At 51.9% G+C, this 26,406-nt stretch carries 30 protein-coding genes; 19 read left to right on the top strand and 11 right to left on the bottom strand.

What is annotated here, in order from left to right; genetic code table 11:
* Nucleotides 1–62 precede the first annotated feature (62 nt).
* A complete protein-coding gene (locus tag IE073_RS06470) occupies nt 63–578 on the top strand; it encodes a DUF2141 domain-containing protein (RefSeq protein ID WP_189582909.1) in 516 nt (171 codons plus the stop codon).
* 91 nt (nt 579–669) lie between these two features.
* On the opposite strand, the gene IE073_RS06465 is transcribed toward IE073_RS06470, so the two are convergent.
* On the bottom strand, nt 670–1,653 hold the full coding sequence (locus IE073_RS06465; protein WP_233349870.1) for a tyrosine recombinase XerC: 984 nt from the start codon (nt 1,651–1,653) through the stop codon (nt 670–672).
* A gap of 483 nt (nt 1,654–2,136) precedes the next feature.
* On the opposite strand from IE073_RS06465, the gene IE073_RS06460 reads away from it, so the two are divergent.
* Nucleotides 2,137–2,565 (top strand): hypothetical protein, encoded by a 429-nt coding sequence (locus tag IE073_RS06460; protein ID WP_189582906.1) that lies wholly within the window; start codon nt 2,137–2,139, stop codon nt 2,563–2,565.
* 112 nt (nt 2,566–2,677) lie between these two features.
* On the opposite strand, the gene IE073_RS06455 is transcribed toward IE073_RS06460, so the two are convergent.
* On the bottom strand, nt 2,678–3,598 hold the full coding sequence (locus tag IE073_RS06455; RefSeq protein ID WP_189582903.1) for a DMT family transporter: 921 nt from the start codon (nt 3,596–3,598) through the stop codon (nt 2,678–2,680).
* 310 nt (nt 3,599–3,908) lie between these two features.
* Between IE073_RS06455 and sdhC the strand changes: the two genes are divergently transcribed.
* The 4 genes from sdhC (at nt 3,909) to IE073_RS06435 (ending at nt 7,057) form a co-directional block, all read left to right on the top strand.
* The gene (sdhC, locus tag IE073_RS06450) at nt 3,909–4,301 is read left to right on the top strand and encodes a succinate dehydrogenase, cytochrome b556 subunit (protein WP_189582899.1); all 393 of its coding nucleotides are present in this window, start codon (nt 3,909–3,911) and stop codon (nt 4,299–4,301) included.
* On the top strand, nt 4,298–4,642 hold the full coding sequence (locus tag IE073_RS06445) for a succinate dehydrogenase/fumarate reductase transmembrane subunit (RefSeq protein WP_189582896.1): 345 nt from the start codon (nt 4,298–4,300) through the stop codon (nt 4,640–4,642). Before sdhC ends, IE073_RS06445 begins: the two co-directional genes overlap by 4 nt.
* A 9-nt stretch (nt 4,643–4,651) precedes the next feature.
* A complete protein-coding gene (sdhA, locus tag IE073_RS06440; protein WP_189582893.1) occupies nt 4,652–6,448 on the top strand; it encodes a succinate dehydrogenase flavoprotein subunit in 1,797 nt (598 codons plus the stop codon).
* 132 nt (nt 6,449–6,580) lie between these two features.
* Nucleotides 6,581–7,057, top strand: a complete 477-nt coding sequence (locus tag IE073_RS06435) for a hypothetical protein (protein ID WP_189582890.1) — start codon at nt 6,581–6,583, stop codon at nt 7,055–7,057.
* 30 nt (nt 7,058–7,087) lie between these two features.
* On the opposite strand, the gene IE073_RS06430 is transcribed toward IE073_RS06435, so the two are convergent.
* The 4 genes from IE073_RS06430 to IE073_RS06415 form a co-directional block, all read right to left on the bottom strand.
* A complete protein-coding gene (locus IE073_RS06430) occupies nt 7,088–8,110 on the bottom strand; it encodes an AraC family transcriptional regulator (protein WP_189582887.1) in 1,023 nt (340 codons plus the stop codon).
* 27 nt (nt 8,111–8,137) lie between these two features.
* Nucleotides 8,138–8,587: a hypothetical protein gene (locus IE073_RS06425; RefSeq protein ID WP_189582884.1), complete on the bottom strand. Its 450-nt coding sequence runs from the start codon at nt 8,585–8,587 to the stop codon at nt 8,138–8,140.
* Between the two features lie 451 nt (nt 8,588–9,038).
* On the bottom strand, nt 9,039–10,412 hold the full coding sequence (locus IE073_RS06420) for a sensor histidine kinase (protein WP_189582880.1): 1,374 nt from the start codon (nt 10,410–10,412) through the stop codon (nt 9,039–9,041).
* A 131-nt stretch (nt 10,413–10,543) separates the two neighbouring features.
* On the bottom strand, nt 10,544–10,984 hold the full coding sequence (locus tag IE073_RS06415; protein ID WP_189582877.1) for a PA2169 family four-helix-bundle protein: 441 nt from the start codon (nt 10,982–10,984) through the stop codon (nt 10,544–10,546).
* Between the two features lie 94 nt (nt 10,985–11,078).
* Here IE073_RS06415 and IE073_RS06410 point away from each other — a divergent pair, with 94 nt between their 5' ends.
* From IE073_RS06410 to IE073_RS06380, 8 genes are all read left to right on the top strand, one after another.
* Nucleotides 11,079–12,383, top strand: a complete 1,305-nt coding sequence (locus IE073_RS06410) for a replication-associated recombination protein A (protein ID WP_189582874.1) — start codon at nt 11,079–11,081, stop codon at nt 12,381–12,383.
* Between the two features lie 33 nt (nt 12,384–12,416).
* Entirely contained in the window at nt 12,417–12,944 is a 528-nt protein-coding gene (locus IE073_RS14135) for a hypothetical protein (RefSeq protein WP_233349868.1), read from the top strand.
* 102 nt (nt 12,945–13,046) lie between these two features.
* Nucleotides 13,047–13,880: an enoyl-CoA hydratase-related protein gene (locus IE073_RS06405; protein WP_189582871.1), complete on the top strand. Its 834-nt coding sequence runs from the start codon at nt 13,047–13,049 to the stop codon at nt 13,878–13,880.
* Between the two features lie 12 nt (nt 13,881–13,892).
* On the top strand, nt 13,893–14,165 hold the full coding sequence (locus IE073_RS06400; protein WP_189582868.1) for a hypothetical protein: 273 nt from the start codon (nt 13,893–13,895) through the stop codon (nt 14,163–14,165).
* Nucleotides 14,152–14,883, top strand: a complete 732-nt coding sequence (locus IE073_RS06395; protein ID WP_189582865.1) for a DUF4197 domain-containing protein — start codon at nt 14,152–14,154, stop codon at nt 14,881–14,883. Before IE073_RS06400 ends, IE073_RS06395 begins: the two co-directional genes overlap by 14 nt.
* 142 nt (nt 14,884–15,025) lie before the next feature.
* A complete protein-coding gene (locus IE073_RS06390; RefSeq protein ID WP_189582863.1) occupies nt 15,026–15,319 on the top strand; it encodes a hypothetical protein in 294 nt (97 codons plus the stop codon).
* Between the two features lie 341 nt (nt 15,320–15,660).
* The gene (locus IE073_RS06385; RefSeq protein WP_189582861.1) at nt 15,661–16,440 is read left to right on the top strand and encodes a succinate dehydrogenase iron-sulfur subunit; all 780 of its coding nucleotides are present in this window, start codon (nt 15,661–15,663) and stop codon (nt 16,438–16,440) included.
* A 169-nt stretch (nt 16,441–16,609) separates the two neighbouring features.
* Nucleotides 16,610–18,238, top strand: a complete 1,629-nt coding sequence (locus tag IE073_RS06380) for an amidase (RefSeq protein ID WP_189582859.1) — start codon at nt 16,610–16,612, stop codon at nt 18,236–18,238.
* A 9-nt stretch (nt 18,239–18,247) separates the two neighbouring features.
* Here the strand turns inward: IE073_RS06380 and IE073_RS06375 are convergent, their stop codons facing one another.
* Nucleotides 18,248–19,042 (bottom strand): 1-acyl-sn-glycerol-3-phosphate acyltransferase, encoded by a 795-nt coding sequence (locus IE073_RS06375; RefSeq protein WP_189582857.1) that lies wholly within the window; start codon nt 19,040–19,042, stop codon nt 18,248–18,250.
* 44 nt (nt 19,043–19,086) lie between these two features.
* On the opposite strand from IE073_RS06375, the gene IE073_RS06370 reads away from it, so the two are divergent.
* Entirely contained in the window at nt 19,087–19,587 is a 501-nt protein-coding gene (locus tag IE073_RS06370; RefSeq protein WP_189582855.1) for an arsenate reductase ArsC, read from the top strand.
* 78 nt (nt 19,588–19,665) lie between these two features.
* On the opposite strand, the gene IE073_RS06365 is transcribed toward IE073_RS06370, so the two are convergent.
* Nucleotides 19,666–20,913 (bottom strand): mechanosensitive ion channel, encoded by a 1,248-nt coding sequence (locus tag IE073_RS06365; protein WP_189582853.1) that lies wholly within the window; start codon nt 20,911–20,913, stop codon nt 19,666–19,668.
* A 281-nt stretch (nt 20,914–21,194) separates the two neighbouring features.
* Here IE073_RS06365 and zapE point away from each other — a divergent pair, with 281 nt between their 5' ends.
* Nucleotides 21,195–22,331 carry a cell division protein ZapE gene (gene zapE, locus IE073_RS06360; RefSeq protein WP_189582852.1) on the top strand — a complete coding sequence of 379 codons (1,137 nt, stop codon included), beginning with the start codon at nt 21,195–21,197 and terminating at the stop codon, nt 22,329–22,331.
* Between the two features lie 10 nt (nt 22,332–22,341).
* On the opposite strand, the gene rnhB is transcribed toward zapE, so the two are convergent.
* The gene (gene rnhB, locus IE073_RS06355; RefSeq protein WP_189582850.1) at nt 22,342–22,932 is read right to left on the bottom strand and encodes a ribonuclease HII; all 591 of its coding nucleotides are present in this window, start codon (nt 22,930–22,932) and stop codon (nt 22,342–22,344) included.
* 124 nt (nt 22,933–23,056) lie between these two features.
* On the opposite strand from rnhB, the gene IE073_RS06350 reads away from it, so the two are divergent.
* The 3 genes from IE073_RS06350 (at nt 23,057) to IE073_RS06340 (ending at nt 24,840) form a co-directional block, all read left to right on the top strand.
* Nucleotides 23,057–23,467 carry a hypothetical protein gene (locus tag IE073_RS06350; protein ID WP_189582847.1) on the top strand — a complete coding sequence of 137 codons (411 nt, stop codon included), beginning with the start codon at nt 23,057–23,059 and terminating at the stop codon, nt 23,465–23,467.
* Nucleotides 23,468–23,548: 81 nt separating this feature from the next.
* Nucleotides 23,549–24,256: a glycosyltransferase gene (locus IE073_RS06345; RefSeq protein ID WP_189582844.1), complete on the top strand. Its 708-nt coding sequence runs from the start codon at nt 23,549–23,551 to the stop codon at nt 24,254–24,256.
* The gene (locus IE073_RS06340; RefSeq protein WP_189582841.1) at nt 24,256–24,840 is read left to right on the top strand and encodes a TIGR04282 family arsenosugar biosynthesis glycosyltransferase; all 585 of its coding nucleotides are present in this window, start codon (nt 24,256–24,258) and stop codon (nt 24,838–24,840) included. The genes IE073_RS06345 and IE073_RS06340 overlap by 1 nt, the downstream gene beginning before the upstream one ends.
* Here IE073_RS06340 and bla read toward each other — a convergent pair.
* Together bla and IE073_RS06330 are read right to left on the bottom strand one after the other, a co-directional pair.
* Nucleotides 24,794–25,597, bottom strand: a complete 804-nt coding sequence (bla, locus tag IE073_RS06335; RefSeq protein ID WP_189582838.1) for a subclass B1 metallo-beta-lactamase — start codon at nt 25,595–25,597, stop codon at nt 24,794–24,796. The two genes, IE073_RS06340 and bla, sit on opposite strands and share 47 nt — an antisense overlap.
* Before the next feature lie 50 nt (nt 25,598–25,647).
* On the bottom strand, nt 25,648–26,400 hold the full coding sequence (locus IE073_RS06330; RefSeq protein WP_189582835.1) for a uracil-DNA glycosylase: 753 nt from the start codon (nt 26,398–26,400) through the stop codon (nt 25,648–25,650).
* Nucleotides 26,401–26,406 lie beyond the last annotated feature (6 nt).

Genomic DNA, 26,406 nt, shown 5'->3' with positions numbered 1-26,406 from the left:
TTGACATACAAACTGGTTTTTGTCTAGTTTGAAATGCAAACTAAATTGTAAAGGAGACGAAAATGTTTGTTACACTTAAAAAGACGACGACCACTCAGGGCTTCAAAATGGTTAGCTTGGCGGGAATGATGACGTTGGTCAGTGCCATGACCAGTGTCGCAGCCGATACGCCAGCTTGGAAACATCAGCCGGGTGATATTCCCGTTATTGTGAAACTGATGGACGTTGTGCCAGCGGATCAGCTTGCTGGTGAAGTAGGCGGTCCGATCTATGTATCTATCCAAAAGCGAGAGGATTATCAGTCCATGAAAGGTTTTGGCGGCATTATCAAAACCCCCGTTGCGGGCGAGATGACGGCGACATTTCATGTCGACGCGCCTGGAGATTATTCTGTCAGCATTTGGCATGACCGTGACGATGATGGGCGGTTCTCAATGGACGCTTCCTATAATGTGCTCGACAGCTGGGGCGCGTCTGGAACACCGCCTCCAAACGCAGCCCCAACCTTTGACGATGTCAAAATCACGGTTCCCAATATGGGCGCAGACGTCACGATTAAGATGATCAACCCAAGTTAGATCTGCCCTCATGTTGGATAAATTGATCCTCGACCTTCGGGTCGAGGATTTTTTTGTCGGCGTCGTCCACGCATAATGGCGATAGTCTACCCTAGGCTCGGGGATGTGCCCCAGCATGAATATCAATCAGGCGCGCCGCATCCACATCCGTATAACGCTGCGTTGTGGAGAGGCTTTCATGACCTAGTAGCTGTTGGATCGTCCGCAAATCGCCGCCGCCGGCTAAGAGATGTGTTGCAAAACTATGGCGCAAGGCGTGCGGCGTCGCCGTTTCAGGCAACCCCAGGGCCCCACGTAATCGTCGGACTTCAGCTTGCACGATTTCAGGCCGCAGAACTCCGCCGCGTGCGCCTCGAAAAATGGGTGCATCAGGCGGCAACTGAAATGGCGACTGCTGCATATATTCGCTTACGGCATCTGAGACGATGGGCAGGATAGGAACCAGACGCGTTTTTCCGCCTTTACCCGTCAACATGATTTGTCGCGTCAGCGGGACATCGCGACCTGTTAAAGATAGGGCTTCGGCAATACGTAAGCCAGCACCATAACAGAGTGCCAACACGGCTTGATTTCGGGCTGCGATCCAAGACGCACCGGGACTATCTAGCGGTTCATGGACAACTTTTAGCGCTTCCGTCGCGCTCACCGCTTTGGGCAGGGGGCGCTTGACGCGAGGCCCGCGAATGAGGGGTAGGGCGGAGTTGGGAGCATCCCACCGGCGTTCAATGTAACGATAAAATGTGCGCACAGCGGAGAGATGACGCTGAATGGACGCCGCCGACAGCGGGCGATTCCCGCGCCTTTTTTGCGCGAGATAAGCGCGAAATCCTCGCGCTTCGATGCCGACGATTTCGGGTAAGGTGATCGTCGTTTCCAAATATCCTGCCAGAAACCCCAAGAATTCAGAAATATCGCGTTGATAAGCCTCGCAGGTTTTCTCGGCCAAACGCCGCTCCCCACGCAAATGATCTATGAAAAGGCTTAAGACCTCGGGGGCTGGAATTTTCTGCAGAGCAGGCATGAGATCATCCTGTCGGGTTACGGTTAAAATATAGTATCGAGCAGGGGGAAACATCCGCAGCCCATCAAGGGAGCCGCCGAAATGGAATATCCGAAAAGACGGGACAGTCCGCATGGCCGATACTCGCGACGGAGTACCGAAGTAGAAAAAGTATTTTACGCAAATATCGGGGATTGAGTTGTAAATCCAATCCGCAACCATGCGGCGGTGCTTTCAGACGGCGGCCGGAATTTATATCCTGCCGTTCCAGACAGTTCAGCTCACACCATCAGGCTCCTTTATACAGGCGTTACCCCGCACAAATAAGCACACCGTCTCTCGGTACAGTCAGCTAACGTCTCACCTGTCCCATGTCCGAAAGAACCCGTGTAGTATGACATAGCTTTATAAGGTGGGGATCATTCTCTTTGGATTTATTGTAAGGTGCTGATAATAAACAAAATTGTGAATCCAAAAAAATGGATACAGTAGGAAAAGCTTGGCGTTTTCGCAAATCTGTGTATGGGGCTGCTCTTGGGCGGGAAACAGGAGAACACCATGCACACGAAACTTATTATTACGGCGCTTATGGGCGCAACTTTGGCTTTGACAGGCTGTAAAGCCGCAGACGAAGCCGCAAGCAAAACGAAAGACGTTGCAACTGCGACAGCTGACAAAGCTGGCGAAATGGCAACAGATGCAAAAGCAGATATCAAAGCCGCCGCTGATAAAACCGGCGACGCGATGAATGATGCGGCTGATAAGGCTGGCGAAATGGCAACGGACGCCAAAGATGGTGCTAAAGCTGCCGCTGATAAAGTTGGCGACATGGCCGCTGAGGTGAAAGCCGATGTTGAAGTCGCTGCCGACAAAACAGGTGCCGTAATCGACGAAACAGCTGCGAAAGCAAAGGAAATGGGTTCGGACACAAAAGACGAAGCCAAAAAAGCTGCTGAAAAAGCTAAAGCCGTTGTTGAAGAAAAATAATTATCTGAGACTCTTTTGAGGGTCTTTCAGATAAAGATTAGTGAAGGCGTTGCTCTTGGGCAGCGCCTTTTTTTTAGACATATCCGCGAGGGGCCACACATATCGCACATATTTATTTTGTCCTAAAGCGCCTGAAAATCCGTCCGTCCATGACGAGGAGGCCCAGTCCAATCAGACTCATACCTGCCGCCTGAAGCGCCGAAAAAGTTTCATTAAGAAAAGTGACTCCAAGTAAGATGGCTGAGATAGGAATCAGGAACGTCACGAGGGCTGCATTTGTCGCCCCTGCTGACGCAATCAGCCGAAAATAAAGAATATAGGCAATCACGGTGCTGAAGAACGCCAGACCCAGAATCGCCCAAATGGCCTGAAATGGCATCGTGAAATCGACCCAAGGTCTGTCCACGATCAACACTAGCGGAAGTAGGATAAGCGTCGCCATGCTTACTTGTCCCGTTGCAATGATCAGCGGCGACAATCCCGTCTTTTTAAATCGCCGAGAATAGGCAGCAGCACAGGCGTAAGACAGCGCCGCACCGATGACGGCGAGCTGACCTAGCATTGATCCGGTCAGTCCATTTAGCGCTTCGGGCCCAATCAGGATAATTGTCCCCAGCAGACCAATAATCACACCGGTCAATTTCCCTTTGGTAATGCGTTCATCTGTCAAAACGACGCCCGCAACCAAGACCGTGAAGAAAGGTGTCGTTGCGTTGAAAATTGAGGCTAAGCCAGAACTGATCTGTGTTTGTCCCCAGACGATCAAGCAAAAGGGCAGGGCATTATTTAAAAGCCCGATGACAAACAGCGAAGCCCATTGCTGTTTCGTTGCGGGAAGCGAGAGCTTCAACGCCCAAACCATGACCCAGAGCGCAATGGCAGCTAAGCCCACTCGGAACGTCACGATTGTTAATGGCGGGAGATGGTCCACCAAAATCTCGATAAAGAAAAACGATCCGCCCCACAAAATGGACAGCGTCACCAGGATCAGGGTGTCGGTCAGGTTCATGTGTTGGTTGATGTTTTGAGACATGGGGATGAGCTATATTCAAATCCCACCCCATGTCGCCGAAAATCAGGCGCCGCATCCCACAACGCAAAGCATCCAACCGAAAAGCTAGGTTTCAAACGCCTGAGTTCCATAGCCTCTATAATGGGCGGCCCACCCTAAGACCTCTCTTGGTGTGGTTCAGGCCGTCCATTTCAAGTAGAAATTTCATTGTCCGTTAGGTTTAACGCCCACTGCAAATTTCTACTATTTGCCGCAACTAGCGCCTCAATCATTCGTTGACATATTATCGTCGGAGCCTAGCTTGCGCGCAGATTAAAAGAGGGACAGTTTCATGTCATCGGAATGGAATGATAAGCGGCCAATGGCGCCGCATTTACAGGTTTGGCGCTGGCATGGCGCGATGCTGAGCTCGATCTTACATCGGGCCAGCGCGATTATCTGCTATGTTGCGCTGTTTTTGGTCGCGATTGGCATTTTGGTCTTGGCGCTAACAGGAAGCCTGCCACTCGCAGGGCTCGTGTTCTCACCGCTGGGCGCAATCGGCCTATTTGTCTTTCTCTTCGCTTTTGTCTTCATGGCTGTCGCGCAGCTTCGCCACGCTATTTGGAACAGGGGCGCAATGTTTGACCCTGAAAAAAATAATGTGCTGTCTTTTGCAATGGTCGGCTTTGCTTTGGGTGTGTCCTTCGTTGCAACCCTGCTTATCTCGGGAGTGTTCTCATGAGCGCCGGAACTGCTAACCACAGCGCAGCCCATGCGAAAATCCACACCCTGACGGGATGGGGTGTCATCTTGGGTTTGCCTTTCGCCATTATTTCCGTTGCTCGCGCCGTACCCGCTGGCGCCGACGGTATCGCCGCTTGGCTCTCCTCGCCTGTTGGCGCATTGGGTTTCCTCGCTTTCTTCACCGCAGCCATTTGGTATTGCAAGTTGGAGATGGACGAAGTCGTGATCGATTATTTCGGTGGTAAGCTGCGCTCATTTGGCCTGTTGAAGAACAAGCTGGTCGCCTTCATTTTATGGGCAGTCGTGGCGTTCGCCGTCATCAAACTCGCATTCCTCTAGGACTCTATTATGGCTACCCAGAAAACAGAGTGGATTGATCACACATATGACGTCGTTGTCGTCGGCGCAGGTGGCTCCGGTCTCCGCGCAACACTCGGCGCGGCGCAGTCTGGCTTGAAGACAGCCTGTGTGACGAAAGTCTTCCCGACGCGTTCACATACCGTAGCAGCCCAAGGCGGCATCGCGGCCTCCCTCGGCAACATGGGCGCCGATGATTGGCGCTGGCACATGTATGACACGGTCAAAGGGTCAGATTGGCTCGGTGACCAAGACTCGATTGAATATCTCTGCCGCGAAGCGCCAAAAGCTGTTTATGAGCTAGAGCACTGGGGTATGCCGTTTTCACGGACTGAAGAAGGCAAAATCTATCAGCGTCCTTTTGGCGGCATGATGCAGAATATGGGCCAAGGTCCAGAAGCGCAGCGGACCTGCGCGGCGGCTGACCGTACGGGTCACGCCATGTTGCATACGCTTTATGGCCAAGCTCTTCGGAATGAAGCCGAATTCTTTATCGAATATTTCGCACTCGACCTGATCATGGAAGACGGCGTGTGCCGCGGTATGACAGCTTGGAAATTGGATGATGGCACATTGCATCGCTTCCGCGCCCAAACCGTGATTCTCGCGACGGGCGGTTATGGCCGCGTGTTCTTCTCTGCGACATCCGCACATACATGTACGGGCGATGGCAATGCGATGGTTCTTCGCGCTGGTTTGCCAGTGCAGGACATGGAGTTCATCCAATTCCATCCAACAGGTATTTACGGCGCAGGGTGTCTAATCACTGAAGGCTCACGCGGCGAGGGCGGTTATTTGACCAACTCCGAGGGTGAGCGTTTCATGGAACGCTATGCGCCTTCGGCCAAAGATCTCGCTTCACGCGATGTTGTCTCGCGCGCGATGACGATTGAAATTCGTGAGGGCCGGGGTGTCGGTCCGAACAAAGATCATATCTTCCTCCATCTCGATCATCTTGATCCAGCTGTTCTGGCTGAGCGTCTCCCAGGTATTTCTGAGACCGCGAAAATTTTTGCCAATGTGGACGTGAACAAGGAGCCGATCCCGGTTCTTCCGACCTGTCATTATAACATGGGCGGCATTCAAACGAATTATCATGGCGAAGTTCTTACCCTCAAAGACGGTAACCCCGATAGCGTCGTGCCTGGCTTGATGGCTGTTGGCGAAGCGGCTTGCGTGTCTGTCCACGGCGCGAACCGTCTTGGCTCTAACTCCTTGATCGATCTCGTCGTCTTCGGACGCGCAGCAGGTCTACGGGTGAAAGAAACATGTACGCCAAATATGCAGCAAAAGCCGCTCGCCGCCGATGCGGGTGAAGAGTCGATCACGCGTATGAACAAGTTCCGCAACGCTGACGGCACGAAGAAGACAGCAGACATTCGCTTAAACCTGCAAAAAGCGATGCAAGAACATTGCGCTGTTTTCCGTACAGAAGAGAGCCTTGCCGAAGGTGTTCAGAAAGTGACCGCGATTGCCGAACATATCAAAGATGTGTCCGTCACAGACCGAACGCTCGTGTGGAACACCGATTTGATGGAAACGTTAGAACTCGACAATCTGATCGCTCAAGCCCGCGTGACGATTGCCTCTGCGGATAACCGCAAAGAGAGCCGCGGCGCACATGCGCATGAGGATTATCCAGATCGCCTCGACGCGGAATGGATGAAACACACATTGGCGTGGTATGATGGCGAAACCAACACCGTAAAAATTGATTATCGCCCTGTTCATGATTACACGATGACTGACGGGATCGAATATATTCAACCCAAAAAACGGGTGTATTAGACGGCGAAATAAAGAATGAGAAAAGGCTCCAAGAGGGGCCTTTTTTATAGGCGAGTTTCAGAGAAAAGCGACATATTCGTGATTCTTTGATTGAGGCTTTTCACTTAGCGAAAATGGGTCTAACTTTTGAGAATGACATACTCTAAATTAATCCAACTCTTTGTTGGCCTGATCGGTTCGTTGCTGCTCACCGCCTGCACGGTCTCATTTAATAATGACCTCGTTAAATCACATTCTGATGAAATTGAGGCCTATTCGGCGCAAGTCTTAGAAGACTTCTATGCTCGGCGCACGGATGAGATATTGAAGCGTGCCGCCGAGGGTTATGGATTTAATGCCGATGCCATAGAGTCGACTTACGAATTTATCAGTGCGTCTGCTCAACCGGAGTTCGCGGTGGCGGCGAATAGAAACTTTCGCCAGCAAAATAGTTTAAAGCTTTACGAAACTGTTTTTCACATCCCGCGTGATAAAGGGCGAGAGACTGTCAGCATCACTGTGTCCCCAGATGGCGAGACCTGCTGCTTAACATATGGGTTGCGATTGAATGTTCAGATCGGCCCTGAATTTCTCATGGAAACGGACAAGCCTGCGACGGGTGAAGACTAATCAAAACACTTTGGCCGTCTTGTAGAGAGTTTACCCGTCCCGCATTTGGCGCACTTGGCGGGGACTTTGACCGTGCCAGCGTTTGCAGGCGAAATTAAAGCTCTCGACTGTTGAGTAATCCAGCATTTTCGCAAGCCGTGTAATTGAAATATTGCTTTCTTGCAGAAGTCTTGTCGCACTATTACGTCGCACATCATCCAGCACAGCAGAATAGCTAACGCCCTCATCACGCAGGAGCCGTTGTAGCTTTTTTTCACTTATCTCTAGCGCCTCGGCCACGTCGGTTATGCGGGTCCGTTTTAAACCGAACATTTGCGGCAAGGTTTCTGCAACGTCCATGGCCACGGAGGTGCGCGAAGATACGGACCGTTGTCTGCGGTTTAAATAGGTTCTTAACAGCGGCAGCAAGAGGGTCGTCAGATGGCTGGAGGGTGTGTTCAGAACAGAAATTTTTGACACGAGGCTGTTTCGGTCCGCATTAAAAATTATGGGGTGTTTAAAGGTTTTTTCGTGCCAATAGGTATTTGCGGGTGCTTTGTGTTGGAATGTAACCCGCGTGAAATCGACACGTGGAATATAACGTTCGCCGTAAATCGCGAGAAAAGCTAAGATGTGCTCGCAATATTGGCGCGACGAGTTCGACATTGGATGAATGTCGACATATCCCGTCACCTCTGCAGCCGCCTCATTTTCTTGGATGCTATAGGCAACACCATTGGTGTGTATTTTTTGGTATTCAACCGCGACTTTTAAAGATTGTCTGAGGTTCTTTGATATCGCCGCCATAAGCAGGGTCGGACCGCTATTGCGCGGATCATCAGGTAAGTCATGCGCCCATTCAATCCCAAATGCGGGCATATTAAGCCGCTCTGAACAGAGCTCCAAATAATCGCAAAGCGCGTTCCAGCGTACAAAATCAATGGACTTGGAATGAAAAGAGGGTTTCAGCCCGACCTCTGCGGCCCATTTCAATGGCTGACCGCCTTTTTTTTCCACAAAGGGGAAAAGGCCGTCTAGCGCAATTGAGCGACAATATAGAGCTTCTCCCCGCATAAAGTCGACTTCCCTGTCATAGCGACATTAAATGACTGGCAGGGTCGGAAATGACTGCGCACCCGCTCTTGCGATATTCTCGGTCAAACGCGTGTGGAACGCCTTAACCCAATCATTTTCTGCCGATTCAATTGAAGACCTACGACCTCCAAAAATCTTTTTCAGGCTACGGGATTTAATTTCATAACTCAATTCAGACATTTTTGTGCGGGTCGAAAGCTGACGTAAGTGAAATGTAACGCGGTATTCTCCACCAGACTTTGTTTTTGCAAACGCCCGTCGTGGCGCGATCTTAGGCCTTTCAAGCACGATCATAGCCATTGTTGGTACGTCGAACACGGCGACTGATTTGATGTGTGTGTTCTTCACATTCAAATTCTGAAGGGCGGCGTGCAGAAATTCCGTTCGCGACATCCCCACATTTGTCACACCTATGGCTCCAAAATGAATTGAACGGTCCTTGTTTCTCAATCCCATGCCACGCCTTATTTCTTGCGAAAACTTGTGCAACATTGAGCCAACCCAGAGCTAACAATATTCGCTTTGAATGCGTTAGACTTGGGTTGGCTCGACGTCCCCAACCACGTCTGCCCCCACGCGTTGGTTTCATTAGATAAGGTTAAATGGAAGTCGCTCCTGTCCTAAAATGTTAGGTTTGAGATGGTGCAGAATGAAATTTCGAACAAATAATGTAATGCGGTGAAATCAGAGCCCCCGAAAGGCAAATGCCCGACCCTTGCGGATCGGGCGGCATCTGATCACGGGGCGCAGAGTCAGATGTAAAATGAGAGGTGCCCCTCACGAGCGCCTCTCAAAACCCCTACTTTCATTAAAGAACCGGTCTTAGAAGACGGCAATGTCCTGAACTATTAGGTTTTAGCTTCGATGACGGCTGGTTCGTGTTTAAGACAGGAAAATATGCTGAGAGCTACTCTGCTGCGATCTTCCAAGATTCGTCATTATATTCGGCGTCTGCGTCGACAACGCTATATTTCAGTCGGACGGAGAATGAACTCCCGATTGTGGGTTCACTGTGGACCGTAACGCTCCCGCCCATGAGCTCGGCCAGTCCTTTAGCGAGCGTTAGGCCCAGACCTGTCCCTCCGTGCCGACGTTTTATCGAACCATCTTGCTGCGTGAAGCGTTCAAATATCCGGGAGGTGTCTTCGGCTGCAATGCCAATACCCGTATCCGTGACCGTCATGAGCAGAAGAACATCGCCTCGTTCATCTGCCCCTCCATGAATAGAGAGCTCGACGGCACCAGTATCTGTAAATTTTATTGCGTTATCTAAAATGGCGGCCGCAATTTGGGCGGTTCTTGTCCGGTCGCCGACGACTAAATCGGGAACAGTGGGCGCGAAGCGGGTCTTGAAGACAAGGCCTTTGGCGGCCGCAAGTGCCGCAAAGGGTTGGGCCGCTTTCTCAAGCGTTGTTCGGAGATTAAACGCGGCGTCATCGAGACTGACGCGACCTGCTTCGAGTTGCGAGAAGAGTAACACGTTCCCGATGATAGTCTGCAAATCCCGCCCTGAGTCGCGAATGATTGTGGTCAATTCACGCTGCTCCTCGTCTAGATCGGTTTCCTCCAAGATGTCATTCATCCCGATGATCCCGTTCATAGGCGTAAATAACTCATGGCTCATTGTCGCCAGAAAGTCAGTTTTTGCCCTGTCTGAGTCTTGCGCGGCGATAATGCCCGCTTCCAATTCGCCGAAGGCATCATGCATATTTTGCGAGAAAAAAGCGCCGATCATCGTGATCAGAATAGCGGCTAGACTAGCTTGTATAGCGCGCTGAAAGTTTCGATCGGCAAATTTTTCGACGTCAAAAATAGGTGTGTAGCTGTAATTTAAGCTAATCCACCACAAGCCCCAAATCCCGATCAGGGTCACGAGGCCAAACGCGATTGTGGCTCTCGCGCCGCAGATGAATCCATTGACCACGATTCCTAGCACCAGAAATGGAATGAGCGCCGAGTTGATTCCTGTATTTTGGTTCATCGCCGACGACATCGTTCCCGCAATTATCAGGACCGAAAAGACGGCTGCGTAGACCTGAAATTTTTTGCTGATCCTTAGGAATAAGATAGTCGTGAACACGAGTGCGCAAGCGATGAGCGAAACAGCGTGATCAAAGGTAAAGCCACCGTAAGAATAATACATCGTCGCCTGATTAATCACCTGGGTCGCGATGAAGGCAAAGCCAATGATATAGACGGCCCGCGCCCGCATAAGTTCGCTTTTCGTCGTCATGCGATCAATGCGTAAAAAACGTTCAAAGCGATTAAATGAGGTCTGCATCCCACGCCCGTAACAAAATAAGGTTAGTAGGGAGTTGATATTGTGAGATTGTTGGAAAGCTGCCCTCTGATCACCAACAATAAAAAAGCCGCCCTCCGAAGAGAGCGGCTGAAGCGTCAGATGTGGATAGATTACATTCGGCCTTCAATCATGTCCGCAAAGCGTTCGCCAGCTTTGGCGCTTGCATGGGCGCGTTGTAATACACTCTGCGTACTGGCTGAGAAATTGTTGCTTTCGAGGCAGTTTTCGATTTTCTCGGCGAGATATTCTTCTCCATCATCAATCGCGGATACTGCGGCCTTCTCATCGTCCTGAAAGAAAGAACTGAATTTCGTGAAACTGCGATGGAGTTTACCAGTGATCGAGCCTTCTACTACCGGCTCTCCGCCCAGCTGACGCACTTCGCCTTGCAGCTCGTTGATCAATTGTCCGCGTTCCTGTGCGCGGGCCTGAAAGTTTTGTCGCAAACCATAGCTGTCCTGAGAAATTTCCAGACATTTTTCATAGCCTTTATAGCTATCGATCATTGTCTCTGTAACTTCGTTCAACGCTTTTACTGTTTGATTTGACATATTAATTCCTTTCTATTGTTGCAGTTACCAAACCAACGAACTGGTGCTCAAAACGTTCCGAAATGGACGGAGTAAAACATTCTTTTAGGGCAATATGGCTAACCTCTTTCAATCTGCTGGACTGGAGGCTTCTGCACCTCAGCCATTGGCCGAAGCGCTACGACCCAGCGTGCTGGAAGATGTTGTTGGCCAGTCTCACTTAATTGGACCAGAGGGTCCGATCGGGCGAATGTTGGGGCAGGGGCGCTTGTCATCTATGATTTTATGGGGTCCGCCTGGGGTCGGAAAAACCACGATTGCGCGTTTACTCGCTGATAAAGCGGAGCTGGAATTTGTGCAGCTCTCAGCCGTTTTCTCAGGGGTGGCAGATTTGCGGAAAGCTTTTGAGGCCGCGCGTGCCCGTCGCGAATCCGGTCGTGGCACCTTATTATTTGTTGACGAAATTCACCGCTTTAACCGTGCCCAACAAGACGGATTTTTACCCTATGTGGAAGAGGGCGTTGTAACGCTGGTTGGCGCAACGACTGAGAACCCAAGTTTTGAACTCAATGGCGCCTTGCTCTCTCGCGCTCAGGTGTTCGTACTGAACCGTCTAGATGATGCTGCCTTACGCGGCCTGCTGTCACGCGCCGAAGCTCACATCGGACATGTGCTGCCCTTGGATGAAAGCGGACGCGACACACTGATTGGCTTTGCCGATGGTGATGGTCGCTACCTGCTGACCCTTGCCGACGAAGTGTTCTTGGCTGGCGAGGATCAGTTGGATTCGGCGGGCGTCGCGGCTTTGCTCCAGAAACGCGCGCCCGCTTATGATAAGTCGCGAGATGAGCATTATAACATCATTTCAGCGTTGCATAAGTCTATGCGCGGCTCAGATCCTGATGCGGCGCTTTATTGGTATGCCCGAATGATAACGGGCGGTGAGGACCCGCGATATATTGCGCGGCGGCTTGTGCGTTTCGCGAGCGAAGACATCGGTCTTGCGGATCCCACGGCACTGATGATCGCGAGCGAAGCTGCCCGCGCTTATGAACGCTTAGGCAGCCCCGAGGGTGATTTGTCGCTTGCGCATGCTGTTGTTCACTTGGCGACGGCGCCGAAATCGGTTGGAGTTTACGAGGGGTATAAAGCGGCCATGCGATCCGCGAAAGCGACAGGCAGTTTGCCACCTCCCAAACACATCCTGAATGCGCCAACAAAGCTGATGAAAGATATTGGCTATGGTGATGGATATGCTTATGATCCGTCCACCGCTATTGGCTTTTCCGGGCAAGACTATTTCCCCGACGACATGCCAAGAGAGACTTTTTATGCGCCCAAAGGCGATGGACGTGAAGCGCCTATCAAGGCCAGACTAGAGGCTTGGTCGGCGTTGCGTAAAAATAAAAATAAATCTTAAGGTTGTAAAAACAATTGTAAGATATCGACCATTATGGTTCGTATTCTTTCATTATTAGCATCTTTACCCGTCGTCATAACGCTGTCGACCTGCGGGGAAGATAGCGAAATTTCCTATGCAGGTTCTCAGGAGCCCCTAGCGCCTAAATTGGTTGAGGGGCCGCCACCCCTATCTCCTCAAGTTTACGACTTCGCGGTTGCTGGGACGCAGCTATTTTTTTTGGAGGGCCGCAAAGGGATAGAGAGTCGCTTTCATCCTGCGTTGCAAGGGGTTTCGGATAATAAATGGTCCTTCCTTGAAGGGGTCGCCTCTGACGGCGCGAACCTTAGAGAAATTACTTATTCAGATCACGCCTATGGCGAACACGATGGCATGCGGTTTGTGGTTATTGAATTGAAAGTTCCCTATGAGGGGGGACACAATTTGGTGAAAATGGTTGTTCCGCAGGATGAACCTTGCTGTCGATTGGTAGGGATTGATGTTAAATCCTATGAAATCCTTCCTCCTACTTCCCATTCCGGCATGACGCGGAGCGGGCAAAATAGGCGTCTCCCAAACTAGAATACACCAGCCTCTTTCGCGTCAAAATTAGCCGAAATGGTCCGCAGATTGAGCGCCCCAGACTGCGTTGCAATTCCGCTCGCATAGGCATAACTTCGGCTCATGACCGATTTCAAAACCCTGCTGATCTCCCGCGATGCTGAAAATGCTTCAGTTGCCGTTCTGACGCTTAATCGTCCAGAGGCGATGAATAGTTTTAATTACACGATGCATCGGGAGTTGCAGCGCGCTTGCGCCGAACTCGACGCCGATAGCTCGGTGCGGGTGATTGTGGTAACAGGGGCGGGGCGCGCTTTTTGCGCAGGTGCGGATATTTCCAGCGGCTTCGGCGGCGCCGGTTTATCCTCTCAAAATACCATGCACGGTGACGTCGCGCGAGATGCCGGCGGCGAACTTGTCTTGGATATGTTCAAACTCGACACCCCTCTCATTGGAGCGATTAATGGTCATGCCGTCGGAATCGGGGCCACCATGACAATGCCGATGGATCTCCGGGTCTGCTCTGAAAAAACGAAATGGGCGTTTCCATTTGCGCGTCGCGGTATCGTTTTTGATGGCGCCGCGAGCTGGTTCCTGCCGCGCTTAGTAGGCTGGGCCAAGGCCAATGAATGGATTTTAAAAGCTGATGTCATCAAGTCCGAAGAAATGTATCGCGCGGGTTATGTTAGCGAAGTTCACCCGCCCGAGGCTGTCCTGCCAAGAGCTCTGGAAATTGCCCGTGACATTGCCGCAAATTGTTCACCGACATCTACAGCTAGCAATAAACGTCTCTTGCGCAATTCGATGATGGGATATGGTCTTCTCGAGGAAGCGGCATTCACTGCGCATATTGAAGAAAGCAAATTATTGAACGCGGCTTTCGTCAGTGAAGATTGCCATGAGGGTGTGAAAGCTTTTCTTGAAAAGCGCCCACCCAATTTTTCTGATCGCAAATAGGGCGGAAACTCTATGATTAATGTCGATACATTTGCGCAGAAGTGGGAGCGCCAACGTGCGCGCGGTCGCTGGGTATATGCCGCGGTTCATGCTGCCGTCATCGGTGGCCTGGTAGCTTTTATGAAACTGGTGATAGATTTTACGGGTATAGAGGGTCCAGATACGCTCACACCGTTGACTATCCTCTATTTTGCGATTGGCGGTTTTGCCTATGGGCTTATCCGTTTCAATATTCGCGAACGTTTTTACCGTGCCATGAAAGGCCAAGACAATGATGGATCGTAGACACCTTCTCCTCGGCTTAGCCGCAACACCTCTCGTAGCGTGTGAAACGCTCGACCCCGCAGTCATCGATGGAATTCTGGGCGGGCAAGGTGGCTTAGGGGCTCTGACCGCAGGCGAGGTGGCTTTGGGTTTGAAGGCCGCTCTCGATAATGGCGTTGGCAATGCTTTGGCAAATGTCGGCGTTTTGGATGGGTTCCTCGGGAATGACATTGTCCGTATTCCGCTTCCCAAAGTGCTGCAGGACGTACAATCCTTCCTCGCCCCAATCGGTGCCGATCGTCTGCTGGTCGATCTCCAGACGCAGCTGAATCGTGGTGCGGAAAAGGCTGCTCCCGTTGCCAAAGATATCTTTCTGGGCGCCGTGCGGGACTTAACAATTACGGATGCCTTTGACATCTTGCGCGGTCCTGACACGGCTGCGACGGAATATCTGCGTGGACGGACGACAGATCGCCTGGCGCAATTATTCGCGCCGATCATGGAAAATGCACTGAACCAAACCGGGGCTTTGCGCTTGGTTGATGACGTGTCGTCTCAACTGAAGTCCGTGCCTTTTGCTCCCAATCTTGGTTCGGATGCCCGGACGGACTTGATTGATCATGGCGTGAAATATGGTTTGAGTGGTGTCTTCCACTATATTGGCGAAGAAGAGAAAGCCATTCGTGCTGATCCCGCGAAACGCACATCCGATATCCTCAGACGCGTTTTTGGTGCCTAAAGTTTCCTCGCCCCAGCGTTTAGAGAAAAAAATATAAAATTTATAGATTTTTAACTTTTGCTCATGTGAAAAATGTGTTTCCAAGATGTCGAGCGATCCCTACGCCCCTCCATTATAATGGGAACGCCGAAGGAAAATTGAAATGCGCCCCACGCAACAGCTCAATGAGTTGATCGCAACACATATGTTTGTGCCTGGTCACGTGAAAGTGGACGAACCTGAGTCCAACTTTGTGATGTCGGGTCTGCGCGCAGCGGGGTCTGCAAACCACATCAATCGCCGTAAGATTTTGTCGGATGTTTCTGACGTTCTAAATTGCAAAGCCGAAGAATTAGAGTTCCTATTTACTGAGTTTGAAATGCCCATTCCGTCTGCGGCAAATTACGAAGTGATGGTTCCGGATTTCCAAACGCGCCTGCTGGCTGTCGCAGAATAAGCACCAAGGCGTCGCAAGCTCGTCGCTTGCGTAACGTATTTCAGCCCTAAAATTCAAAGATAGCGAACTCTAATATAAGAGAGCGTTTCATCATGACATCTAAATCTACGCCTATAAATCCGACCGGCTTGCGACTCCGACCGGCTTGCGACGATGTATCTGACGCGGGATATGGACTGGTATGGCGGACCCAAACCATCAAGGTAGCCAGTCTGGTTCCACTTAAAGTCTTTTTCGCGCGGCGTTAAACGATGCAGTTTGTCGCGCGGGAAATGTCTTGGGTTCCACGGCGTTAATGTCTATATCGACATTTCGAAATTCAGATACGGAACACGATCCCAATGGTTCAGCTCACACTTCCCAAGAACTCCAAAGTTCGCAAGGGCAAATCCTGGAAAGCGAAAGCCGGCGCAACGCGCCTGAAGACGTTTAAAATCTACCGTTACGATCCAACGGATGGCGGTAATCCCTATTGGGACACCTATCAGATTGATCTGGATGAATGCGGACCAATGGTTTTGGATGCGTTGTTCAAAATCAAAAATGAAATTGACCCGACGTTGGCTTTCCGCCGGTCTTGTCGTGAAGGTGTCTGTGGATCCTGTGCCATGAATATTGGTGGCCGGAACACGCTGGCTTGTACAAAAGGCATTGATGAGGTCAAAGGCGGCACGATCACGATTTCACCACTGCCGCATATGCCGGTTGTTCGCGATCTTGTGCCAGATTTGTCAAATTTCTATACTCAATATGCGTCGATTGAGCCGTGGCTCCACACTTCGACACCACTTCCCACAGAGGAAATTAAGCAAACCCCTGACGATCGCGAAAAGCTTGATGGCTATTACGAGTGTATCCTTTGCGCCTCTTGTTCGACGTCTTGCCCGTCCTACTGGTGGAATGGCGATCGTTACCTTGGACCCGCTGCACTGTTGCAAGCCTATCGTTGGTTGGTCGATAGCCGCGATGACGCCACAGAAGAACGCCTCGAGAAACTGGATGATCCGTTCAAGCTTTATCGCTGCCACACAATCATGAATTGCGCCAATGTTTGTCCAAAGGGTTTGAACCCTGCCAAGGCAATCGCAGAAGTCAAAAAGATGATGGTCGAACGCGCCTAGGCCGCAATCGACAGCTCTGAGTTTTTAAACGCCTCCAAATTTATTTGGGGGCGTTTTTGTATTTCACATCCAGATTTCTGTCGCTTGAGTTTTAAATTTTGACGAGAATGTCTTGACCTCTTGTCAGGGTTAATGAAGTCTTAACGCCTTGATAGGGCGGGATGACTTCATGCGTTTATTTCTGATTTCCAGTGCGTCGCTTTTGCTGTCCGCTTGTGTGACCGTGAAACCCTACGGACCGATGCCGTCGGATTATCGCAAGATGGCTCAATCCGATTATGTTGCCACAGGATGGGCGGAAAAATCACTTCCAGAAATCTCCGAAGGCTTGGCCGCAAAGCGCGTCACGTCGCAGGCCCTGACGCAAACTTATTTGCGGCGTATTTCCAATATTGACCAAGATGGGCCGACGCTTCGATCTGTGCTCGCGCTTAACCCAGATGCGTTGGCGCAAGCCAAAGCTTCGGATGCCCGTCGCGCGGCGGGTCAGTCACTCGGACCGATGGACGGCATTCCTGTTCTCCTCAAAGACAATATTGAGACACTTGATCCAGTCGCGACGACCGCAGGTGCATATGCATTGGCAGGAAATGTCACGGGCCGCGATAGTCCGCTGGTTGCCGGCTTACGCGCCCAAGGCGCGGTGATTTTGGGAAAAACCAACCTCTCGCAATGGGCGAATTTCCGTTCCAATGAGAGCGTTTCGGGATGGACCGCTTTGGGTGGACAAGTTCGCAATCCGCACATGCTGGACCGTAGTCCTTGCGGAAGTTCGTCCGGGTCTGGGGTCGCTGCAGCGGCTTCATTGGCGGCGGGTACTGTTGGAACGGAAACCAATGGATCCATTATCTGTCCATCCAATGTAAATGGTATTGTCGGATTTAAACCGACTGTCGGTCTCGTCAGCCAGAAACACATTGTCCCAATTAGCGCGAGTCAGGACACGGCAGGTCCTATGACCAAAACTGTGCGCGGCGCCGCGCTCATGCTGGACGCGATGGATAATCAGAACGTCGACTATGCGGCGGGTCTAGCCGCAAATTCACTCAGGGGCGCACGTGTCGGTGTGATGCGCTTTGCCGAAGGCTCAAATGACGACATCAAGGACCGCTTCAATGCCAGCTTAGTCGCAATGGCGGCAGCTGGAGCCGTGCTTGTCGAGATTGAAGACTTTTCACCCGACGTCGAGGCGTATGGAGAAAAGGCGCTCGACGTTCTGCTTTATGAATTTAAAGCGGGCATAAATGAGTATTTGGCCGAGGCAGCGCCTGCCGTGAAGACGCGCAGTCTCCAACAGCTCATCGCGTATAATGAAAATGAGCCGCGCGAAATAGCGATATTTGATCAAGACCTTTTCGAAGCCGCGCAGGAAAAAGGCGACCTGACAGAGGCGGATTATCTCGCCGCGCGAACGGATATTCAACGTGCGACAGGGTCAAGCGGAATTGACCGTCTCATGAAAGAAAACCAGCTGGATATATTGGTCAGTCCATCGGGTCCCGTGTCGTCTCGTGTTGACCCGATCAATGGCGATGTTTGGCCAAGCTGGGCGGGGGCGGGATATCTGGCGGCTGTTGCGGGATATCCTCATATCACGGTGCCTATGGGCGACATTCACGGCGTTCCCATCGGATTTTCGATCATGGCGGGCAAAGGTCAAGACGCGGAAGTGCTCTCTTATGGGTATGCTTTCGAGCAAGTTGCTGGGAAACGCGTGGCCCCAAAATATCTTAGAGATGCGGGCGACCGTCCAGAGCTTGCCGTCGCGATGAGGATTAACCAAGCCTCGCTGCGATAGATCAGCCGCCTAAAGGCCCTCAACAATCTTGCGGATTTCGGCGGTGGCCTCATCTGCATTTTTTGGCAGGCGTGCAGGCGCGATCTGTTCGCCGAATGTCATGTGAAAGACTTGCCGCTTTTTGTTCAGAAGTTCGTGAAACAAGGTAATGTCGCGAAGCTCTGAATTGAGTTTGGCAAAGACATAATAGAGCGTTGAGTTTCTGGCTTTAATCTTAAGCGGAATGATCGGCGTACCGTATTTTCGGGCGAGAGTCGCGGCACTATTCTCCCACGGCTTATCGCGCAGGCCTCTCCATGAAAGCTTGGCCAATGCACCCGATGGAAAAATCACAACGCATTTTCCGTTATCTATAGCCTTTTTTACCGCCAAAAGTGTGTCGCGGGCTTTGGCGTGACTTCGTTTTTCTTTCACCCATTCTACAGGAATAATGATGTCTTGCCCGTGGGGAATTACGCGCAGGGCGTCGGCATTCGCGAGGAAGAGATGGTCTGCGCGACGTTCGCGGATCGCTTGGAATACGGCCAACCCGTCGGCGAGGCCCGTCGGATGGTTGGCGATCACAATACACGCGCCTTTTCGCGGTAGGTTGGATAACCCCATGACGGCGGTCCGTGGATTGATATGGCGCGACACACGCTGAAACGCCTGGTGACCGCTAAGGGGCCGAATGGTGTCAGCGAGAAATACGGCCGCGTCATAGGCCAACATGCGATAGAGCAGGGGCTTAACCGCCCGAAAAAGTCGGGGGCGTGCTATTAAGCGGGGCGCGCGTTCGGCGATCAATTCTTCAACAATATGCACGGATGTCTATTGACGAATGCCAACGATGAATCCAAGTGCGGTTCATGACCCGTCCTGTAAATGTTCTGTTCCTGTGTACTGGAAACTCCGCGAGATCTATTTTGTCAGAGGCGCTTCTCAATGATTTGGGGCGTAATGAGGACGGCAGTCCTCGGTTTTTGGCATGGTCGGCGGGGTCAAAGCCCAGCGGTCAACCTCATCCTGAAGGGCTAGCCGAGCTGAAAAAGCAAGGTCACGTCACTTCACTTTATCGCTCCAAAAGCTGGGATGAATTTTCGCAAAGTGGCGCCCCCGAATTCGATATTGTTGTGACCGTTTGCGATAACGCAGCCGCAGAAGTCTGCCCTGTCTTCTTTGGCCCGGGTTTGAAAGTGCATTGGCCACAGGCAGATCCTGCGCATGTAGAACCTTTGTCTGCCCGACAAGCGGCCTTCGCGCGAACTTATGAGATTTGCAAAGCGCGAGTTGAGGCGCTTTTGGCTCTGTCCGAAACAGAGTTGCGAGATCCTGCGGCCGTGCAAGCCATTGCCGATATCGAGGCTTAAACTTATTTCGGCTGACAAATAGGCAATAAAAAAGCCGCTCTCGAAAGAGCGGCTCTCACTATTTAGATATGAAGTAAATTACTTCTTTTTAGGCGGCGCAGCGCGCTTAACTGGCGCTTTGCGAACTGGCGCGGCTTTTGGTGTATCACCTAGCTTTTTGAAGTCTGCAGCTGGCATCGTCTTGTTCAAGACTTTCGATGCCCAGTCACGTCCACCCCAACCGAAGGCAATCGCGGCAGCCACAGCTGCGGAAATTACGAAGGCAGAGAAAGCAACAGGTACGATTTGACCTGCTGGATCAAGGGAGTTCAAGCCCAAGAAGACGAAGAGAATCATCGCAGAATATTTGACGAAATTCGCAATACGCGGGCTCATCATTGTGGCCATGAAGCGACCCATGAAGTTGGCCAAGAAGACACCAATTGCGATTAAGACTGCGGCGCGAAGCAAGCTACCACCAAAGCTTTGGACTGTACCAAAGGCTTCTGTCAGGCTGTCATTGCCCAAGATATCAACGGCAGCGGAAACACCGATGACGAGGATGATCAAGAACGCAACGTAACCAGCAGACTTGGACGGTGACGTCTTAAGGCCTTGGCCGTCGTCAAGCGCCATAACTTCGTTGATTGACTTATCAAAGCCGAGGCTAGCCAGTAGGTTCTGCAAGAAGTTAGAAACAAAGCGACCGATAAAGATCGAAGCTGCCAAAACGATGGCCGCAGCAACGAGTGCTGGGAGGTAGCTTAGGAAGCCGTTCAGCATGGCTGAGAGTGGCTCAGAAACAGTGGCGATGTTCAAGATGTCCAGAGCTGCGATAACGACTGGAACAATGATCAGAACGAATACGATCTTACCCAGAAGAGATGCAATCGACCCTGTGGAACCTGTTGCCGAAGTTACGCCAGTGCGGCTTACGAGGTTATCGACTTGGGCCGCTTCAGCAACGGATGTGACTGCTGTACCCGCGACTTTCGCGATGATGAAACCGATGAAGGCTGTGAAACCTGCACCGATGAGGCTCGGCACGACGGCACTGATGTTGTCAAAGAGGTTTTCGACTGGACCGAAATATGAACCCATGCCAACGCGCGAAAGCGTCAAGAAGAGCGTGTAAAGGATCGCGAGCCAAAAAACAGCTTTACCGATAGAGCTACCAATATTGCCGCCCGTTGTGGCCGCACGTTTGCCAAGACCTGTGCGGTTGATTGCACCGCTGACGAGGCCGCGAAGAACGTAGGAGATAATCACACCTACGACGAGGATCACCGCAGCGGCGACCCATTTTTCCCAGCCGTCACCGGCCATCATTTGATCAAAAAATTCCATTAGATTTATATCCCTCCAGACATATAGGCGTTGCCGCGGGTTTTCCGCGAATTGTGTGCCCTTTAAACCTTACTGTAGCGTAATACTAGATTAACTGTTCGTGAACGGGACTGTTCCGCAGTGAACAGTCTTTATTTTTCAGGCGTTGACCAAGGGAGATTGCTCCGCCAAAGCGCCCCTATGGAACCCGCACCCATACGTAATAAACCGTTATTTTATAGTCTCGTCTTCTTGAGCTTTGGTCTCTTGGGGCTTGCCGTCATTCTGTTGTCGATCTGATCATGGGACCCGTACAAACCCGGCTCGAACGCCGCATTGATGAAGATGTGCTGATCCGTGATCCCGAACAGGTCGCGGCCGCCATCGCATTAGACAGTCGTCTGCAAGCGCTTAGCGAATATGAACCGGCCAAAGGGGGGCTCTTGGGACGCTTCTTCGGTGGGCGCGAAACTGTACCGCGAGGTCTCTATATGTATGGCGGCGTCGGCCGGGGAAAATCAATGCTGATGGATTGGTTTTTTGAAGCTGCCGACTTCACGCCGAAAACCCGCACGCATTTTCACGCCTTCATGCTTGACGTACATGAGCGCATTAACGCGTGGCGCAAATTGGACAAAGAAGGGCGGCGTGCCAGCCCCTATCATGTGCGCGGTGCAGGTGATGACCCTATCGCGCCTGTCGCGCGCGCCATTGCCAGCGAGGCGAAACTTCTTTGTTTTGATGAGTTTCACGTTACCGACATTACGGATGCGATGATTCTCTCACGGCTGTTTGAAGCATTATGGACGAATGAGGGTGTCGTCGTTATCGCGACCTCAAACCGTGCGCCGAATGATCTTTATAAACAGGGCCTCAATCGCCCGCTATTTGAACCGTTTATAAGAATGATGCCGGACCATTTGCTCATTCATCCATTCGAAGGCGACACCGATCACCGTTTACGCGCGCTGACCGCAGCCCCCATCTATTATACGCCATTAGATGAGAGCGCGACCGCGGCTATTTCCGCCGCTTGGGGGCGATTGACGCGAGATGCCATGCCGATTCCATTTGAACTCACTGTGCAAGGGCGGGTGTTGGAATTCCCGAAAACAGCGCGCGGTGTCCTCTGGAGTGACTTTGCCGCCTTGTGTGAAGAGAACCGGAGTCCCGCAGAGTTTTTGGAAATCGCCAAAGCCTTCCATACCGTGATTTTGGAGAATGTGCCCCAAATGGGGGCTGATATGCGCAATGCGGCCAAACGCTTCGTTACGTTGATCGACGCACTTTACGAGTCGCGGACCAAACTCGTGATGAGTGCAGCGGTGCAACCCGATCAACTCTATGAACGCGGTGATGGGGCCTTCCAATTTGAACGGACGGTGAGTCGTTTGATGGAAATGCGCACAGAAGAATATTTAGGTCAGGAAAAAAGCTGACCGAAGCGGGCTAAGGTTTTCCGAAAGTCCAACGATGGGCCGGACTGCGGCCCAATTCGTCAATGGCCGCCTTGTGCGCCTTTGTCGGGTAGCCCTTATGACCCGCCCAGCCATATCCAGGGAATCGTAAGTTAGCCTCAGCCATCAACCTGTCTCGCGTCACTTTTGCCACGACAGAGGCCGCTGCAATCGACAGGCTTTTGGCGTCACCCTTCACGATTGCGTGAGCATCACAATATAGGTTTGGGGGCACTCGGTTGCCATCTATTAAGGCGTAATCTACTGACATATATAGGTTTTCTACGGCTCTTCGCATGGCTTCCATAGACGCCCAGAGAATATTGATGCGGTCTATTTCTGCGGGTTCGGCGATTCCAATCCCGATTTGTGCATTTTTGGTTAAAACATTCAGGAGTCGTTCACGCGCTGAGTGGGAAAGGGCCTTACTGTCGTTCAGTCCTTCTGGAATATTTCCGGGGTCTAAGATGACGGCGGCCGCAACAACAGGTCCCGAAAGGGGTCCGCGTCCCGCTTCATCAACTCCGCAAATAATTCGGCTCTGATGCGCGCCGGCTTGGGTTTCATATTCGAAATCAGGCATATTTAGGCCGCATTTTTGTGGGAATGAACGAATGGCACGGCACATGCAAAAAACGCAGGTGCAGGGTTTATTAGGAGGATGAAGGTCTGCTAAAGACCTTTAACGGTTTATGAAGGAGCATTCCATGTCCAAACTCAAAATCGCTGGCGCCACTCTCGCGCTGGTTTTCGCTGCGTCAGGCGCAGCCTTCGCTCAGGACGCAGACGCGGAACTGATGAAGACACCTAGTTCAGAAGGTATCGTAACAAATGCGACATCTTGTGAGTATGAAGGTGGCTCTGTCATGGATCTCACAGATGGCAAAATCTGCTTTATCCCTATCCGTGGCGTTTCCGCCAACACAGCCAATTATGATGGCAAAGGCCTCGGCGTCATTCGTTGTACCGGAAACGGCGCATTCCCGAATGAAATTATCGAGCCAGGCGGTCAATATTGTCGCGTCTATCTTGGTCCAAAGGCCAAGAAAAAGACACGCGCTGAACTCGAAGCTGAATTGGCTGCGATGACAGAAGCTGAGTTAGAATCGACTAACTAAAGACATTCTACCGATCACGTTTTGGCGTGAACACGGTATATTGAAGCTCGGCATCCCAGTTGCCGGGCTTTTTTTGTGGCCATGACACATTTGAAACGGCAAAGGCGCGATGTGCTGGCTGTAATTGTTCCGACATTGAATTCAGAAAACTATCTGCCGACCTTATTGAGGCAGCTCAATGGTGTGCGAGTGGTCATCAGCGATGGTGGCTCTACGGACGGAACACTGGACTTGGCTGCGGCGCATGGGGCGGTAATCGCCAGTGGGCGCAGAGGTCGCGGAGCCCAGCTTGCGCGCGGTTCTGAATTGGCAAAGGCTGCGGACGACGTCACTGCGTATCTCTTTTTACACGCAGATTGCGAATTAGATGAAAATTGGCGATCCGTCTGTAATGCCGCCCTGCAAAAAACCCACGCAGCTTGGTATTTTCGATATCGTCCTGATGCGTCGGGACCAGGGGTGTTGTGGCTGCGGTTTATTGTTTGGTTGCGTGGCTGGGCATGGTGTTTGCCTTATGGGGATCAAGGGCTCTTGATCTCGCGTGCCATGTACGACGCCATTGGGGGGTATGATCCCAGCTATCCTTTGTTTGAAGACGTAGAAATTATTGACCGCATCAAAGCTACCTTTGGGCGTCGGGGGCTCAAGAAACTACCCCTCGCGCTGTCGACCGATATTTCTGACCATTTGCATGAAGGCGTTTGGAAGCGGGGGTGGCGAAATTATCGCCTCCTAAAAGCTTATCGTCGGGGTGAACCCATAGACGCGCTTTTGCGGAGATATGGCTAATGCGCCCGACATTATTTGTTGTGGCGAAAGCCCCGATTATGGGTCGGGCCAAAACGCGCTTGGCCGCCGATATTGGGCCTGTCCATGCGAAGCGCCTCTACCGAGCCATGATGGGGCAAGTTTTGCGGCAGGTGCACGATCCGCGCTGGGACACAGTTTTGGCGGTCACACCCCCGCATCTATTAGGGCGTGTCCCGGATTGGGACAGATTGGCGCAAATCCCGCAAGTGTCTGGCTCGCTGACGCCCCGCTTGGCGGCGCTCTTCGCGCGAAAAGGCCCGACGCTCACGATTGGCACAGATTGCCCACAGGTCACGGCAACGGATATCGCACTTGCTTTTCGCGCGTTGAAATCAAACCATCAGGTCTTTGGCCCAGCCAGTGATGGCGGATTTTGGTTGATGGGCGCAAATGGCCCCTTGCCGCGAGGCTTTTTCGATGGTGTGCGTTGGTCGCATAAGAAAACACTCTCAGATGTCATCGACCGAACTGATGGCGCGTATCGCTTATTGCGCACGCTCACCGATGTAGATGACCTTAAGGCGCTTCAGTCGTATCGTCGGATGTCTGGGCAGCTTCGCTAAGGAGCGCCAAAGTCCCATCGATCAAGGATAGGTTCGCGCCCTTGCCGTGACCAGGCACGACGATTTGTGCCTTTGGATAGGTGGCTTTTACCCAGTTTAGGCTCTCTCCCCAATTTTCTAAATCGGCATCGTTCGTATTACCCAAAGTTTTGACACCAGCGCCGCGCACCGCGCAGCCGCCATAAAGAACTGCAGCGGAGGGGACATACACAACGAGATTATCCGATGCGTGGCCCGGTCCAGGATAAGCGACTTCGAGATTGCCAACTTTGATCCGGGATTTAGGCTCTTCCAGAGCCGCGACGGACGTATTGGGCGCTGGAAAGCCCGCTTTGGCCGCAAGGCTGGGCGTGTCGGGGTGGGTAAAGACCTCGATACCTTGCCATTCAGCGGCATCAACGCCAGCCGTGCGATCTGCGTGATGATGGGTTACGATCATTTTGGTCACAGGCTTGCCAGTCTCGGCTTTCACTTTTTCCAACAAAGAAATGGTCGCCAACTCGCCCCAAGCGCCGTCGACCAATATGACATCGTCGCCGTCGACAACCACTAGCCCGTTGGATGGGATGGGGCTTTGCCCTGGGAGAGTATAATTCGTTGTGTGGACCCATACATTCTCCGCGAGTTTGGACAGCGTCACAGGATAGTCGGTTTGAATTTTCGTTAGGAAGGCGTCTTTGGGCGCGACCTTGGGCGCGTCGGCAGCGCTACAGGCGACGAGTGCAAAGCAGGAGAGAATGAGCGACTGTTTCAACATGGGGCGTCCTATTCAAAATTCGCGCCGATATAGCGGAACCTAATCTTAAATCAAAGCGTGAGCAGCTTTTCGCGCAGGCTCAAGAGGTCGCGCCACGCATCTTTTTTGAGTTCTGGACGCCGCAGCAAGAAGGCTGGGTGATAGAGTGGGAGCGCGGGGTAAGTGGTGCCCGCAATCGTAACATTTTGCCACTCGCCGTGATTTTTCATAATACCCGTCAGGCCCGTCATGGCTGTCATCGAGATGCCGCCGATTAAAAGCAAGACCTTTGGCTGTGCCAGTTCAATGTGTTTTTCAAGAAAGGGGCGACAAGTGGCAAGGTCGTCTGGTGTTGGATTGCGGTTCTTGGGCAAGCGCCAATTTATGACATTTGTCGCGTAGAAGTCGTCTTCTCCAAGGGCGATCGCCCCCAACATGCGATCCAGTAATTGCCCGGCGGGCCCGATAAAGGGCTTACCTTGAAGGTCCTCTTCGCGACCCGGCGCTTCCCCAATGACCATGAGCTTGGCTTGCGGATTGCCCCGCGCGAAAACGGGCTGACGTGCCGTATCTGACAGGACACCCGCATCGTAGGCGTTCATCGCCTCTTTCAGAGCTTCAAGCGTTCGGATTTTGGAAAGCTCTGGCGCCACCAAACGAGACGATGGGACCTCTGCGATAGGTTTAGACGTGGCTGGCGATAAGTTATTTTGGACCGGTAAGGGTTTCTTTTTGGGACGTGAAACGCGCGCAGGGGGAACATTCGGCACGTCCACCCCAACGGAAGCGTACCAGTCTAAGAGAGATCGGAGCGCGCTATCCATATCCTC

This window comes from Litorimonas cladophorae (assembly GCF_014652455.1).
Classification (GTDB): domain Bacteria; phylum Pseudomonadota; class Alphaproteobacteria; order Caulobacterales; family Maricaulaceae; genus Litorimonas; species Litorimonas cladophorae.
The sequence above is the reverse complement of the archived record's forward strand: the minus strand, read 5'-3'. Positions and strand labels throughout refer to the sequence as shown.

Bases quoted from the DNA above. Each gene is read 5' to 3' on its own strand.
- IE073_RS06390 (WP_189582863.1), top strand. From the start codon at position 15,026: ATGCGCCCCACGCAACAGCTCAATGAGTTGATCGCAACACATATGTTT.
- bla (WP_189582838.1), bottom strand. From the start codon at position 25,597: ATGTTGAAACAGTCGCTCATTCTCTCCTGCTTTGCACTCGTCGCCTGT.
- IE073_RS06445 (WP_189582896.1), top strand. From the start codon at position 4,298: ATGAGCGCCGGAACTGCTAACCACAGCGCAGCCCATGCGAAAATCCAC.
- sdhA (WP_189582893.1), top strand. From the start codon at position 4,652: ATGGCTACCCAGAAAACAGAGTGGATTGATCACACATATGACGTCGTT.
- IE073_RS06350 (WP_189582847.1), top strand. From the start codon at position 23,057: ATGTCCAAACTCAAAATCGCTGGCGCCACTCTCGCGCTGGTTTTCGCT.
- IE073_RS06400 (WP_189582868.1), top strand. From the start codon at position 13,893: ATGATTAATGTCGATACATTTGCGCAGAAGTGGGAGCGCCAACGTGCG.
- IE073_RS06435 (WP_189582890.1), top strand. From the start codon at position 6,581: ATGACATACTCTAAATTAATCCAACTCTTTGTTGGCCTGATCGGTTCG.
- IE073_RS06380 (WP_189582859.1), top strand. From the start codon at position 16,610: ATGCGTTTATTTCTGATTTCCAGTGCGTCGCTTTTGCTGTCCGCTTGT.
- IE073_RS06370 (WP_189582855.1), top strand. From the start codon at position 19,087: ATGACCCGTCCTGTAAATGTTCTGTTCCTGTGTACTGGAAACTCCGCG.
- rnhB (WP_189582850.1), bottom strand. From the start codon at position 22,932: ATGCCTGATTTCGAATATGAAACCCAAGCCGGCGCGCATCAGAGCCGA.
- zapE (WP_189582852.1), top strand. From the start codon at position 21,195: ATGGGACCCGTACAAACCCGGCTCGAACGCCGCATTGATGAAGATGTG.
- IE073_RS06470 (WP_189582909.1), top strand. From the start codon at position 63: ATGTTTGTTACACTTAAAAAGACGACGACCACTCAGGGCTTCAAAATG.
- IE073_RS06430 (WP_189582887.1), bottom strand. From the start codon at position 8,110: ATGCGGGGAGAAGCTCTATATTGTCGCTCAATTGCGCTAGACGGCCTT.
- IE073_RS06340 (WP_189582841.1), top strand. From the start codon at position 24,256: ATGCGCCCGACATTATTTGTTGTGGCGAAAGCCCCGATTATGGGTCGG.
- IE073_RS06365 (WP_189582853.1), bottom strand. From the start codon at position 20,913: ATGGAATTTTTTGATCAAATGATGGCCGGTGACGGCTGGGAAAAATGG.
- IE073_RS06405 (WP_189582871.1), top strand. From the start codon at position 13,047: ATGACCGATTTCAAAACCCTGCTGATCTCCCGCGATGCTGAAAATGCT.
- IE073_RS14135 (WP_233349868.1), top strand. From the start codon at position 12,417: ATGGTTCGTATTCTTTCATTATTAGCATCTTTACCCGTCGTCATAACG.
- IE073_RS06420 (WP_189582880.1), bottom strand. From the start codon at position 10,412: ATGCAGACCTCATTTAATCGCTTTGAACGTTTTTTACGCATTGATCGC.
- IE073_RS06465 (WP_233349870.1), bottom strand. From the start codon at position 1,653: ATGTTTCCCCCTGCTCGATACTATATTTTAACCGTAACCCGACAGGAT.
- IE073_RS06410 (WP_189582874.1), top strand. From the start codon at position 11,079: ATGGCTAACCTCTTTCAATCTGCTGGACTGGAGGCTTCTGCACCTCAG.
- IE073_RS06330 (WP_189582835.1), bottom strand. From the start codon at position 26,400: ATGGATAGCGCGCTCCGATCTCTCTTAGACTGGTACGCTTCCGTTGGG.
- IE073_RS06460 (WP_189582906.1), top strand. From the start codon at position 2,137: ATGCACACGAAACTTATTATTACGGCGCTTATGGGCGCAACTTTGGCT.
- IE073_RS06395 (WP_189582865.1), top strand. From the start codon at position 14,152: ATGATGGATCGTAGACACCTTCTCCTCGGCTTAGCCGCAACACCTCTC.
- IE073_RS06455 (WP_189582903.1), bottom strand. From the start codon at position 3,598: ATGTCTCAAAACATCAACCAACACATGAACCTGACCGACACCCTGATC.
- IE073_RS06415 (WP_189582877.1), bottom strand. From the start codon at position 10,984: ATGTCAAATCAAACAGTAAAAGCGTTGAACGAAGTTACAGAGACAATG.
- IE073_RS06345 (WP_189582844.1), top strand. From the start codon at position 23,549: ATGACACATTTGAAACGGCAAAGGCGCGATGTGCTGGCTGTAATTGTT.
- IE073_RS06385 (WP_189582861.1), top strand. From the start codon at position 15,661: ATGGTTCAGCTCACACTTCCCAAGAACTCCAAAGTTCGCAAGGGCAAA.
- sdhC (WP_189582899.1), top strand. From the start codon at position 3,909: ATGTCATCGGAATGGAATGATAAGCGGCCAATGGCGCCGCATTTACAG.
- IE073_RS06425 (WP_189582884.1), bottom strand. From the start codon at position 8,587: ATGGGATTGAGAAACAAGGACCGTTCAATTCATTTTGGAGCCATAGGT.